Below are 12,971 nucleotides of genomic sequence, written 5' to 3'. Positions count from 1 at the left end.
TTTTTTAATTTGAGATTTAAATCTCGCTTTCAAATTGTCTTTTTAATGCTTGTAATTTATTGAAAATACTTGCATCGTACTGAACATCTCCTATACGTAATATAAATCCCCCAATAATATCTGGATTTATAATATTTTCAATTGTTGCTTGTTTCCCTGTAATTTCTTTAACTTTCGCTAAAACTTGTTTATTTAAATCTTCGGTTAAAGGAATTGCAGAAGTTACTTTAGCTACTTCAATTCCCTTTAATTTGTCAAAAATTTCTGTGTATTTTTTTGCAACATCAACTAATATTGCTAACCTTTTATTATCTACTAAAAGATCAATTAGACCAATTGATAAACTTGAAATTTTTCCAGAAAAAACTTCTTTTAACGTTGATTTTTTAAGATCCGATTTTAAAATTGGACTATTCAACAATAATTGTAAATCTTTACTTTCTTCAATTGTGTTAGCTACCAACAACATGTCATTATTCACTTCAACTTCTTTATTTTGTTCAAGTGCAAAATTTAATACTGCCTTTGCATATCTTACTGCTGCTCTAGATCCGCTCATTTGTTAATTAGCTAATTGTTACTTCTTTTAACATTTCTTCAACAAGTTTTATCTGCTTGTTTTTGTCTGATAACTCTCCTCTAACAACTTTTTCTGCAATTCCTACTGATAATTCAGCAACTTGATTTTTTAAATCTGTAATTGCTGCTTGTTTTTCAGCCTGGATAGTTGCTTGTGCTTGCTCGACAACTTTATTAGCTTGTATTTGAGCTTCTCCTTTTGCTTCAGAAATAATGTTTTCTTTCATTTCACGTGCTTCTTTTAAAAGTTCGTCACGTTGTGCACGTGCTTCTTTTAAAATTCGCTCATTGTCTGCATTCAGATTTTGCATTTCTTTACGTGCATTTTCAGCCTCATCTAATGCATTTTTTATTCCTTCTTCTCTTTCATTAACCGCATTTAAAATCGGTTTCCAAGCAAACTTTCTTAATAAGAACAGTAATGCTAGAAATAATACTGTTTGCCAAAAAAACAATCCAATTGAAAATTCTCCTAATAACTTCTCCATAATATATAGTTAGTATTATATTGTTTTAATTTTTAATAAGCAAAGTTGCAACCAACCGTTACAACTTTGCTTTGTAATTTAGAATTAAACTGCAAATAATGCAGCAAATCCAATACCTTCAATAAGCGCTGCTGCAATCAACATTGCTGTTTGGATTTTTCCATAAGCCTCAGGTTGACGGGCGATTGCGTCCATTGCTGAACCACCAATTTTACCAATACCGATACCTACACCGATAACCACTAAACCTGCTCCTACCATTACTGGGATTTCCATAATATATATAATTAAAAATTAAACATTCAATTTATTTCTTACAAGTGTTCTATTTCGCCTTTGTGTTCCTCTGCATGCTCATGTGTTTCACTAGCGAATCCAAAATACAATGCTGATAACATTGTAAAAATATATGCTTGTAATAGTGCTACTAATAATTCAATTAAAGAAATTGCGAAAGCTAATCCAAATGATAAAGGACTACCTAACCAACTTTTAAAAATAAACATTAAACCAATTAAACTCATTAATACAATATGACCTGCTTTTATATTTGCATATAAACGAATTAATAATGAGAATGGCTTAATAAAAATACCTAAAACTTCAATTGGTATAAGTATGATATACAATGGGATTTTTGCTATCCAAGGCATAGAACTTCCTAATGGATCAAAAATATGCAACCAATAGTCTTTAGTACCAGTAAAGTTTGTGATTAAAAACGTAATTAACGCTAAAGCTACAGTTACAGAAATACTATTTGTAACATTTACACCTATTGGTGTTAACCCTAACATATTTATTATCCATATAAAAAAGAATACCGTTAATAAATAAGGCATATACTTTTTATACTTTTCTTCTCCAATGTTTGGAATTGCAATATCATCTCTAATATAAAGTATGATAGGCTCAAAGAAACGACCTGATCCAGTTGCGATACCATTATTTTTCGCATAAGAATTAGCTAAACCTCTAAATAAGAAGAACATTAACAATCCAACTAAAAAGATTACAGCTACATTTTTTGTAATAGAAAAGTCTAAAGGCTTTGCATTAGTAGGATGGTGATGATCATCTAAATTAATAGTACCAGCAGCATCTGTTTTGTAAATTTTTCCGTGATAAACTTTATAATAATTTTCACCTACTTCAGCAACAGTTTCTCCATGATGAAATTTGGATGAAGAAAACACCTGTAATCCACCATCTATTAAAACAACAGGAAGTGGAGCTCCAATATACACATGCTCTCCATTATCATTTGTATAAGAAGTTAAACTAAAGTCGTAAGAATCTTGAAGATGGTGCTGAATGTATTCTTTAATAGTTGTTTTAATATCTTTGTCACCATGTTCTTCAACAGTTGTTTCGTGCTGAGCCTTTGCCGAAAAAGCAAATACCAATAACAATAAAGTGAGCGCTTTAACTAGATTTTTTCTTTGCATATTACCTAAATAATAGTCGTTGCTTAAAATTAGCTGCAAAGGTATGTTTTTAAATTAAAAATCAAAAATAAATTATTCTTTGTTTTTATTGAATCTAAATTAAGTAATACTCTAGTTTTTAAGTAGTCTAATAACTCCCAATGTTTCTATTACTAAACACACTGTATAGGGTACAAAAAAAGAAGCAAATTCTAGTTTATTTATTGAGCCATCTTCTTTAAAAACAGGTAAAAAAACAAGAAAGAAAATAAAGAATTTAAGAAAACTTCCACCCATAAATAAAAAACCAATTTCATTTTTAAATTTATCTCTCACTAAATAAAGTGCCGTAAATATTATAAAAGCCAATAACATATTTACAATATAAGATGTAATAATACTATTATCAAATAGTGGCAAACTGTTTAAATTTAAAATTGTTAAGTGTATGCTAAAAGCCAATAATATCCCCAATAATAGTTCTATTAGAAAACGTTTAAAAATTAGGTACATAAAAAAGGTTATTGATTAATTTTCTTCAACTGTCGCAACACATTCCATATTGAAACTGCCAAACCTAATAATACAAGAAGTAACGTGAAAATTTTTTTTTCGTTTTGATAATAACTATCTAGTTTTTTACCAAAGTAAGCTGCTAAATAAATTGTAGCACCCATTTGAAATGCAATACCAGTTAATTGGAGGTATTTGTTAAGCTGTCCTTTCTTTGGTATTTTGTTCATTTTTTAATTCCTTAACTGTAGCATTTTTCATTGCGCAGGTTGCATTAAATTCTGCTCCTGGCTCAACCGATAATTTTCCAATAATTACATTTCCAGAAATTTTTGCAGTAGCTTTTAATGACAAAATATTATTAACTGACAATTCACCAGAAAATTTACCTTCAATATCTGCATAATTACATTCAACTTTTCCGCTTACAAAGCCAGAACCTCCAATTATAACTCTTCCGTTTGTTTTTATAGTTCCTTCAACTTTTCCATCAATTCTAAAATCTCCTTCTGAAATTATATCTCCTACAATTGAAGTGTTTTTTCCAATAATATTACGCTCTAAAGTTTGTGGTTGTTTTTCCTTTTTTTCTGAAAACATGGTTCTTAATTATTAATGGGATTATTATATTTTTGATTTTATGGTTTCAATTACTTCTAATGCCTTTTTTCCTTCTTCGGTGTTTGGGTAATTTGTTGCAACAAAATCCAAGGCAATCTGAAAAGCTTCTAGTCCTTCTTTTTTACCAATTGTGTATGCTTTTAATAATTCGAATTTTGGTACAATTGCATGACCTTCATATTTAGTTATTGCCAAATTTGCTTTTTCTATAACAGCATCAAAATTATTGTCTTTATAATCATAAAAAACTAATGCATATTCACTTTCAGGAGCACTTTCAACTTCTTCGGTTAATACCGAATTAGGATTTAAAAGTATTTTAGCATACAATGATGTTGCAAAATTTGTAGTAATATCATCCTTTAATATTGCAGCTTTACTGTTATTTTGAGTTTCGTAAATTTTATATAAATGATATTTTGTTGGAACTTCAAGCTTTTCATCAGGATTTAATAAAAGTAAGTCTTCAAATTTAGCTATTGCTAAATCATACTCATTAAATTGTTCTTTATAAATAACACCTAATTTGTAATAGGCATTATTTCTATCGTGTTTTAAACTATCAATTTTAGACAAATCTGAAGGAATATTTTCTAAATAATAATCAAGATCATATTTTTTAGATTCATCAATCTTTTTTACTACTTGCAATGCATCTAAATTATTTCCCTGAAAATTAAGTTGTGTTTTGTTGCTGAGTCTCCAATTTTCTTCAAGTGGACGATTTCCCCAAATTCGCTTAAATTCCTGTTCTCCAAAACCCAAAGTTTGTGTATTGTAAAAATACCATTTCCCTGTTTCTTTAGTATTTTTATTATTTAGCCCTAAGCTTTTAAAGAATCCATTACCAGATGAGGCTATTTGTTGTTGCTTTTCATCTGTTGCTTTTAAATTTTCAATATATGAGTTAAAGAAAGCTGTTTGCTCTTCTTTACTCATTGCAACAATTTTTAAAATACTATCGTTGTTTTTTGCAATGCTTTCATATAAAATAACATCGTTTAAGTTTGAGCGTTTTCTTGCCAACCTTCTAACTCGTTTAGAATTTTCGCTTTTAGTAATTCCTAAAATACTATCGTAATAAGCACCTGCAGTGGCAAATTGCGCTTTATCAAAATAGTAATTTCCGGCAGCTTCAAAAGAAAGCTCTTTTTGAAAATTATTTATATCACTTGCCAATAAAGATTTTTTAAAATAATCTATTGCTGTTTCAGAATTATTAGTATTTTCAATAAAACCTAATTGATAATAAATTTCATCTAAATACGCTTTATTATCTCTATTTTTTGCCATTTTTTGAAGTGCATCAATTGCAGACATTGCATCTTCTTTTGAAATAAAATTTTTGGCCTTTTCAATTTGAGCTCTTACACTATATTTACGAGGTGCTTTATTAAATTTTATAATGTTATTAAATGCAATATTTGAAGAATCTATGTTGCCTTTTTCCTTATAAATTTGACCAATAATAAACAAATTACGCGCTGTTTGTTCTGCATTTTTAGTAGATAGTTCAGGCTTAATTACATTTGTTTTCTTTTTAGTAATCATTGCATTTGCAATAACTTTATTTTTATTGGTTATTAGCACTCCTTTATTTAAATGGTACAATGCTTTATCTATACTATCTAAACTAATATACGCCATTGCCAAAACCGTATGCGAATCTTCAAAAATTGTCTGTTTTATGGATTCATTTTTTAAGAGTACTTGTAAGTTTTGAATTGCTTGCTCTTCATTTCTTAAACGAACTAGCGTTTTGGCTTGCCAAACCTTAGTTTCATTTATTAAGTTGGCTCTTGGATAATTGCTGATAACATAGTTAAAAGCTTCTAATGCAGGAACAAATCTTTTTGAATAATACCGAGATTTTCCTAATAATAAGTAGGCATCATCAATTTGTTTATTTCTTTCCTGCCGCGCAATAAGCATAGAATGTTTTTGAATTGCTTTTACGGCTTTTTCTTCAGCTCTTTCAAATTCTTTAGGGGAATTATCTGCATTTGCAGTTACACCCGGTAAAGCTAAAACCTCTACTTTAAGAGGTTCCACTGGTAAACGTTCCCAAAAATTATCTTCGTAATTAGCGTTTAATTGCTCTAAACCAACTCTTAAAGCTTCATGTCCGTTAAAAAGTATATTGTACTTTGTATTAACCGAATGAAAATTTCTATTTAAAAAAGCATCTTTTTTTGTAGAGCAACCAACAATAATTAGTGCAATTAAAAAGCTAACAAATATTTTAAAGATATTATTCAATAGAGTTTATTTTTACTAACCTCTTAACTTATACTTAGTGTAATTATTGTTAAAGGTTTGTAAAAATACAAAATAATGTGTATTTAAATAACTTACACAGAAAAATACGCCTCTAACTCTTTTAAAGTTTCTTCAGAAGTTTTAATATCTTTTACAATGCTTCCTTTATCCAGCACAACAATTCGTTCGCAAACTTCGGTTATATGGCCTAAATCATGGCTTGAAATTAAAATGGTAGCATTGCTATTTTTAGTTAAATCTCTTAGTAGTTTTTTAAGTCTAATTTGTGTTGTTGGATCTAAATTTGCGAATGGCTCATCTAAAATTATAACTTCTGGGTTTCCAATTAATGCCGCAACAATTCCTGCCTTTTTCTGATTTCCTTTAGACAAATCTCTTAAATATTTTTTCCCGCCTAATATTTCATCATTAAAAATTTCTGTGAATTGCCCTAAAAAAGTATCGATATCTGCTTTATTCATTCCTCGTAATTCACCAATAAAATAAAAATATTCTTCAGGAGTTAAATAGCCAATTAAAAAGCTTTCATCAATAAAAGCAGCCGTAAATGGTTTCCAATCTTCACTTTTATTAACTTGAATATTATTATTAGTTACGCTTCCGGTTGTTGGTTTTATAAGGTCTAACAATAAATTAAAATAAGTGGTTTTTCCAGCACCATTATTTCCAACTAAACCAAATGCCTGCCCTTTTGGTATTTCTAAAGATGTTATATTTAAAACTATATTTTCTCCGTATTTTTTTGAAAGTTCTGTAGATTTTATCATTATTATAATCTTTAATTTATTGAAATATTTAGTCGTTTAATTATTTTGGTCAAAAGCACTAATCATTTTGTGTTTTGAATTTAAATACTGTTTTGTTATAAAACTCATTAACTTTTGATGAAATATTATCCCGATTCCTCCTAAAATAATTAAGGTGGCAATACCTGCTTCAAAATTGATAAAATAATAAGGCACGTAAAATAGTAGAATTGGAATTAACAATAACGGAAATCCAATAAGCCATTGTACAGCTCCTGTACCTTGATAGTTAAATGCGGCGCGTTGTGTTAAATCTATTTTTTTTCTGTTAAAAGAGCCTCCAAATAATAGAATATGCGAATTTATTCCAATGTTATAAACCATTGCAGCAAAATGAATTGCTAAAATTTTCCACCCAAAATAAACATACGGAATACTTAATATAAACATTACAATGGCACTAATTATCATTAATGAAAATTTTGAATTTAGATACTCTTTGTACTTAATGTTCTGACTCATTAATAACTTGTAATAACCACTATCCCAAGCCGGAATAAATTGCCCAAAGTTGATCATAAAAATACCTGTTACAAATATTCCAACAAAAACAAACATTGGAACCATTTCTTTATAAATTGGATTTGGGTAAAAAAACAACCCATAAAGTAACCCAATTACAACAATAAAAATGGAAGAACGCGGACGTTTATTTCTCCAAAGTAATTTTAAATCTAATTGTAAAAATGGTGCAATATCTCCAAACCTTCGAGTCCAAGCCAAATCTGTAGTTGTTGCTGTTTCTGTTTTTGCTTTTAATGAACCATCTACATATAATTTTTCTTTTAATGCGGTGTAATTTATAAAGTACAATCCAACTAATATTAATACAGGGACAAGTACTAAAATTGGATTGGCAGTTACGGCATTTATACCATTTGCTAATAATGTTGAAAACGAAATAATTTCAAAATAGTTTAAGGCAAATAACCCAGAAGCAATTGCAATTATTGGTAAAAAAGATAATTCTGTTTCTGCTGATTTTGCTTCTATAATAAAATTTAAAAAGTTTATAATTAAAGTACAAACGTACATTAATACCATCCAAACTATAGCAGTTGTTGTGCTATAATCTTCAAAAATTAAAATAATTCCAAAAGGAATTATTGCAAAAAGTGGTAAAAAATTAAAAAATGAAACAGCCGATTTTCCCAATACATAATTTAATATTTTACTTCGTTTAATGGGTAAAACCAAGAATGGTTTTATATTTATTACTGGTAATTTTTGAAGAAAAAATCGCATTAATAAATCGCCTAAAAACCAATAAAACAAAAAACCATTTACTAAAATTAATGGATCCGATTCTGGAAATTGTTTTTTTAATAAAGGGTATATACTAATTCCTAAAACAAGGAATGTTAGCATAAAATAAATTGCTAAAAAAGCCATTAAAATATTTAAAGCAATACTTTTTTGCCAATATGATGAACGAAAAAATTGTTTCCACTGAAAATTTATAAAATATTTAATCATTTGGTTTGATTTTATGACTTTGTGGTTAATAAGTATGTTTTTAGACTGATTTGTTACAGGTAAAAGTAAGCTAATTAAAAATTAATTAGACAAAGTTTAACTACTTTTGTACTCATTAAATAATTGATTATGTCGAAATTTCACAAGCTTACCATAAAAGAAATAAAAAAAGAAACCCAAAATACTGTTTCAATTTTATTTGATATTCCAACTGAACTTAAACACGAATTTAAATTTAAAGCCGGTCACTATTTAAATATTAAAAAATCAATTGCAGGAGAGGAATTACGAAGAGCATATTCTATTTGTTCAGCACCAAATAGTGGCGAACTTCGTATTGCCGTTAAAGCAGTTGATAATGGTACATTCTCTGTTTTTGCAACTACAATTTTAAAAGAGGGTGATATATTAGAAGTTTCAAAACCCGAAGGAAAATTTGTATTAGAAACTGCAGCAACTAATGCTAAAAATTATATTGGAATTGCAGCAGGAAGTGGAATTACACCAATTATGGCAATGGTTAAAGCCACTTTAACGGAAGAACCTAACAGTACTTTTACACTTATTTATGGAAATAAAACAGTTGCTGAAACTATTTTTAAAAACGAAATAGAAAGTTTACAAAACAACTATCCTAATAAATTAAATATACAATATGTATATAGCCGAGAAGAACAAGAAAATGCACTTTTTGGAAGGATTGATAGTGGAAATATAAACTTTGTAATAAAAAATAAATTTAAAAATATAACTTTTGATAATGCTTTTTTATGCGGACCTGAAGCTATGATTAAAACCGCAAAAGAAACTTTAATTAGCTATGGTTTAACTGAAAAAAACATTCATTTCGAATTATTTTCTGTTCCTGTTACTGATGAAACTAAAACTACGGAAACTTTTGAAGGAACTTGTAAAATTACAGTAATTGTAGATGATGAAGAAACTACTTTTGAAATGGATTCAAAAACAACCATTTTAACTGCCGCATTAAAAGAAGGATTAGATGCTCCATATTCTTGTCAAGGTGGTATTTGCAGTAGTTGTTTGGGGAAAGTTATTGAAGGTAAAGCAGTAATGGATAAAAACGCTATTTTATCTAACGAAGAAGTTAATGAGGGTTTAATTTTAACCTGTCAGGCGCACCCAACTACAGAAAAAATTACTATAGATTACGATGATGTTTAAAATTTAAAGTAATTTCACTTTTTATAAAAAAATAATATATGGCATTTGATGAAATTAAAGAAGCAGTACTCATTGGGTTTTTTCTAGCCTTTATGATTGGTCCTGTATTTTTTATGCTCATTCAAACCAGTATTATAAAAGGTGCACGTGCTGCAATAGCTTTTGATTTAGGCGTAATTTTAGGTGATATAACCTTTATTTTAATAGCCTATTATGGGAGTAAAAGTTTATTGGAACGCATAAAAGATGATCCGCGGCTTTTTTATATTGGTGGTTTAATTTTATTGGTTTACGGTATAATTACCTTTTTAGATAAAAGTCAAAAAAGAGTGGTTCAAGATGAAACCTTAGTACTTCCTGAAAAAACAAATTACCCTAAACTTTTTATTAAGGGCTTTTTATTAAATTTTATCAATATTGGTGTTTTAGCATTTTGGTTAGGTATGATTGTAGTTATTGGTTCTAACTTACAAATGAATGCTGGGAAAATATTTAATTACTTTTCAGTTATTTTATTAAGTTATTTTATTACTGATATTGGAAAAATAACCCTCGCAAAACAGCTTAAAAAATACTTAACTCCTTCTGTAACATATAAAATAAAACGTGCAATGGGAATTTTATTAATAGTGTTTGGTGTTGTACTAATTCTAAAAGGATTTCTTCCTAAAGAACGACTTAATATTGATAACGTAATTGATAAAGTTGAAACAACTAATTAAAATAACCTACTATATTTTTTGAAAAATTGAACTCTAGACAAACACAAGCAAAAATTTTAAGAATTTTTAGAAAAATACACAGAACAACTGGTGCTATGCTTTTTATATTTTTCTTTTTTATAGCAGTAACAGGAATTTTATTAGGCTGGAAAAATAATAGTAACGAACTTATTATACCTAAAAATCAACAAGGTACATCAGTAGAATTAAGTGAGTGGTTACCTATTGATAGCTTGCATAAAAATGCCTGTAAAATTTTACAAGATTCTATTGCTCCAAATATTTCTCTTGAACTTGATAGAATTGATATTCGCAAAAATAAAGGAATTGTAAAGTTTGTGTTTGAAAAACACAATTGGGAAGTTCAACTTGATGGAGCAACCGGTGATTTATTAAACTTAGGAAAAAGATATTCAGATTTTATAGAAGATTTACACGATGGAACAATATTAGATACTTGGTTTAATACCTCAACAAAACCATTTAAGTTAATTTATACTTCAATAATGGGGATAGCTTTATTACTGTTTACAATAACAGGTTTTTGGCTTTGGTACGGGCCAAAAAGACTTAAAAAACAGAGAAAGAGAAACACTTAGTTATCTTTGGTTATTAATTATTTGTCTTTTTTGGTAAAAATTTCAATATGGAAAACAAAATAAGCGGAAACTTTAGAAAAAACATCCAAATAGGTTCTGAAGTTGAAATTGTTCAAAAAAACCACCAACGCAGTGGTGAATTAACGGAAGGGTTTGTTAAAAGAATTCTTACTAATTCCCTAAACCATCCACATGGAATAAAAGTGATGCTTGAAACCGGTGAGGTTGGTCGCGTTAAAAATGTAATTACATGACTTATATCGAATTATATTTTTATAAGTTCACCTAAATTAAACTGAAATTCGACCTATTTAATATCTCTTTTGTCGTAATTACTAATAGATTTCACTAAAAAAGCCTCTTAAAAATAAATTCAAAAGGCTATACATGTCTTTTAAATTAATAATTTATTTTATAGAAAAATTATTATTTTCTTTATCAATATCAGCCATTAAACCCGATGGATCAATTTGTACAGATTTAATCTCTTTATTAACTGAGAATGTATAAGTTGGATGTGCCCACGTCCAATCCTTTAATATAGTTGCTGTAGTTGGTTTTTCACCACGCATCATTCGTAAAGGGATATTAAAATCTTCTGTTGTACCATCACTATAAGTTACCGTTAAATCAATTGGCATTGGCATTTGTCCAACACGTGCTAACGTAATACTTTTCTGTTCAACTTTGGCTATAGCATAATCTATGGTATGTGTCGTTTCAATCCATTCATTTAAATACCAATCTAACTGAATTCCAGAGACTTTCTCTGCAGTTCGCTTTATATCATTTGGGGTGGGATGTTTAAATTTGAAATCTTCAAAATACTTTTTTATAGTTTTTTTTACATTTTCCTCGCCCATAATATAATTTAACTGCGTAAGAAACATACTTCCTTTTGTATAGCTTCCTGTGCCAAATGCCTTGTTAGTATTAAATCTATCGGCGTGCGTAGTTAACGGTTCATCTAAACCATTATTTACTAAGTAAAAATAGCCTCTGTAACCTCTTGATGACGGTTTACCGTCTCCGTTTCTTAAAATTTTATTCGAAGCCAAAGCTGAAATATATGAAGTAAAACCTTCATCCATCCAGGAATGTTTACTTTCATTTGTTGCCAATATATGCTGAAACCAAGAATGTGCAAATTCGTGAAATACAGTGCCAACTATTTCATTTAAACTTTTACCACCTGTAATTAATGTACACATAGCGTATTCCATTCCTCCATCACCTCCTTGTATTACTGAATATTGTTTGTATGGATATTCCCCTATATTTTCATTAAAATAGATTAATGCTTTTTCTGTAAATGGTTGTACATTTTTCCAGGCTTTTTTGTATTCATTTGTATTTTTATAAAAAAAATGAAGTGCGGTTCCATTTTCAGCAATACGAATATCATGGGCAAAATTTGGATCAGCAGCCCAGGTAAAATCATGTACATTTGGTGCTACAAAATGCCAAGCCAATTTTCCACTTTTTGAAATATTTAATGGTTTAGATTTATCCTCATATCCATGACCTATTTCTTGTGGATTCTGAAGATATCCTGTACCGCCAACAGTATAATTTTTATCAATATGAAGCGTTACATCAAAATTTCCCCAAACTCCTTGAAACTCACGAGCAATATATGGATGTGCTTGCCAACCTTCAAAATCGTATTCGGCCATTTTAGGATACCATTGCGCCATAGATAAGGCAACACCATCTTCGTTATTTCTACCTGCCCTTCTAATATGAACAGGTAATTGCCCATTAAAAGTCATATCAAATGTTACTTTTTCTCCTGGTTGAATTGGTGTATTTAAAGAAACTTCTAAAACTGTACCTTCAATAGAATAATTTACTTTTTTTCCATTTTGTTTTAATGAGGTTACTTTTAAATATCCTATTTCATTTGGTTGTAATTTTGCAATTCTACTTTCATAAATTGGGTTTTCTCTAGTTCCAATATTAGTTACCATTCTGCCATCCGGGTCAACAATAGCTTGTAACCTAGCATCCATTTCACTTCCCGGTTGAAATGCATTGTAATACAAATGATAAAAAACTTGATTTAAAATATCAGGTGAATTGTTTGTATAGACTAATTTTTGAGTTCCTTTATATTGAAAATTTTCAACATCAATATCAACATCCATAGTATAATCTACATGTTGTTGCCAATAATTAGTATTGTTCTGTGAAAAAAGTAACGTTGTTGTTATTAAAAAAAGTAGGGTTAAAATTCTTTTCATTTGTAAATTTAATTTCTAATTGGCAATATAAT

Annotated in this window: 15 protein-coding genes; 4 read left to right on the top strand and 11 right to left on the bottom strand. The window is 28.9% G+C overall.

Features of this window, described 5'->3' with window-relative positions; all coding sequences use genetic code 11:
• Window positions 1-16: 16 nt before the first annotated feature.
• The 10 genes from atpH to BX611_RS04845 form a co-directional block, all read right to left on the bottom strand.
• Entirely contained in the window at window positions 17-559 is a 543-nt protein-coding gene (gene atpH / locus BX611_RS04890; protein ID WP_115878652.1) for an ATP synthase F1 subunit delta, read from the bottom strand.
• 7 nt (window positions 560-566) lie between these two features.
• A complete protein-coding gene (locus BX611_RS04885; RefSeq protein ID WP_115878650.1) occupies window positions 567-1,067 on the bottom strand; it encodes a F0F1 ATP synthase subunit B in 501 nt (166 codons plus the stop codon).
• 84 nt (window positions 1,068-1,151) lie between these two features.
• Window positions 1,152-1,343 carry an ATP synthase F0 subunit C gene (gene atpE, locus BX611_RS04880; protein WP_091865249.1) on the bottom strand — a complete coding sequence of 64 codons (192 nt, stop codon included), beginning with the start codon at window positions 1,341-1,343 and terminating at the stop codon, window positions 1,152-1,154.
• A gap of 38 nt (window positions 1,344-1,381) precedes the next feature.
• Window positions 1,382-2,515: a F0F1 ATP synthase subunit A gene (gene atpB, locus BX611_RS04875; RefSeq protein ID WP_115878648.1), complete on the bottom strand. Its 1,134-nt coding sequence runs from the start codon at window positions 2,513-2,515 to the stop codon at window positions 1,382-1,384.
• 111 nt (window positions 2,516-2,626) lie between these two features.
• On the bottom strand, window positions 2,627-3,007 hold the full coding sequence (locus BX611_RS04870; RefSeq protein WP_115878646.1) for a hypothetical protein: 381 nt from the start codon (window positions 3,005-3,007) through the stop codon (window positions 2,627-2,629).
• An 8-nt stretch (window positions 3,008-3,015) separates the two neighbouring features.
• On the bottom strand, window positions 3,016-3,237 hold the full coding sequence (locus BX611_RS04865) for an AtpZ/AtpI family protein (protein WP_115878644.1): 222 nt from the start codon (window positions 3,235-3,237) through the stop codon (window positions 3,016-3,018).
• Window positions 3,206-3,607 (bottom strand): bactofilin family protein, encoded by a 402-nt coding sequence (locus BX611_RS04860; protein ID WP_115878634.1) that lies wholly within the window; start codon window positions 3,605-3,607, stop codon window positions 3,206-3,208. The genes BX611_RS04865 and BX611_RS04860 overlap by 32 nt, the downstream gene beginning before the upstream one ends.
• A 24-nt stretch (window positions 3,608-3,631) precedes the next feature.
• Window positions 3,632-5,887: a type IX secretion system periplasmic lipoprotein PorW/SprE gene (porW, locus tag BX611_RS04855; RefSeq protein WP_115878632.1), complete on the bottom strand. Its 2,256-nt coding sequence runs from the start codon at window positions 5,885-5,887 to the stop codon at window positions 3,632-3,634.
• 92 nt (window positions 5,888-5,979) lie between these two features.
• A complete protein-coding gene (locus tag BX611_RS04850) occupies window positions 5,980-6,675 on the bottom strand; it encodes an ABC transporter ATP-binding protein (RefSeq protein WP_115878630.1) in 696 nt (231 codons plus the stop codon).
• A 36-nt stretch (window positions 6,676-6,711) separates the two neighbouring features.
• The gene (locus tag BX611_RS04845) at window positions 6,712-8,190 is read right to left on the bottom strand and encodes a DUF5687 family protein (protein ID WP_115878628.1); all 1,479 of its coding nucleotides are present in this window, start codon (window positions 8,188-8,190) and stop codon (window positions 6,712-6,714) included.
• 129 nt (window positions 8,191-8,319) lie between these two features.
• Between BX611_RS04845 and BX611_RS04840 the strand changes: the two genes are divergently transcribed.
• From BX611_RS04840 to BX611_RS04825, 4 genes are read left to right on the top strand one after another with little or no spacing between them, the layout of a single operon-like run.
• Window positions 8,320-9,375, top strand: coding sequence for a 2Fe-2S iron-sulfur cluster-binding protein (locus BX611_RS04840; protein WP_115878626.1), 1,056 nt, complete (start codon window positions 8,320-8,322; stop codon window positions 9,373-9,375).
• A 38-nt stretch (window positions 9,376-9,413) separates the two neighbouring features.
• Window positions 9,414-10,097: a LysE family translocator gene (locus tag BX611_RS04835; protein WP_115878624.1), complete on the top strand. Its 684-nt coding sequence runs from the start codon at window positions 9,414-9,416 to the stop codon at window positions 10,095-10,097.
• A 26-nt stretch (window positions 10,098-10,123) separates the two neighbouring features.
• Window positions 10,124-10,696, top strand: a complete 573-nt coding sequence (locus BX611_RS04830; protein ID WP_240324976.1) for a PepSY-associated TM helix domain-containing protein — start codon at window positions 10,124-10,126, stop codon at window positions 10,694-10,696.
• Between the two features lie 47 nt (window positions 10,697-10,743).
• Window positions 10,744-10,950, top strand: a complete 207-nt coding sequence (locus tag BX611_RS04825) for a YwbE family protein (RefSeq protein ID WP_115878622.1) — start codon at window positions 10,744-10,746, stop codon at window positions 10,948-10,950.
• 153 nt (window positions 10,951-11,103) lie between these two features.
• Here BX611_RS04825 and BX611_RS04820 read toward each other — a convergent pair whose 3' ends face one another.
• Window positions 11,104-12,939, bottom strand: a complete 1,836-nt coding sequence (locus BX611_RS04820) for a M1 family metallopeptidase (RefSeq protein ID WP_115878620.1) — start codon at window positions 12,937-12,939, stop codon at window positions 11,104-11,106.
• Window positions 12,940-12,971: the final 32 nt, after the last annotated feature.

It is taken from the genome of Lutibacter oceani (genome assembly GCF_003384935.1).
Lineage (GTDB): Bacteria > Bacteroidota > Bacteroidia > Flavobacteriales > Flavobacteriaceae > Lutibacter > Lutibacter oceani.
The sequence above is the reverse complement of the archived record's forward strand: the minus strand, read 5'-3'. Positions and strand labels throughout refer to the sequence as shown.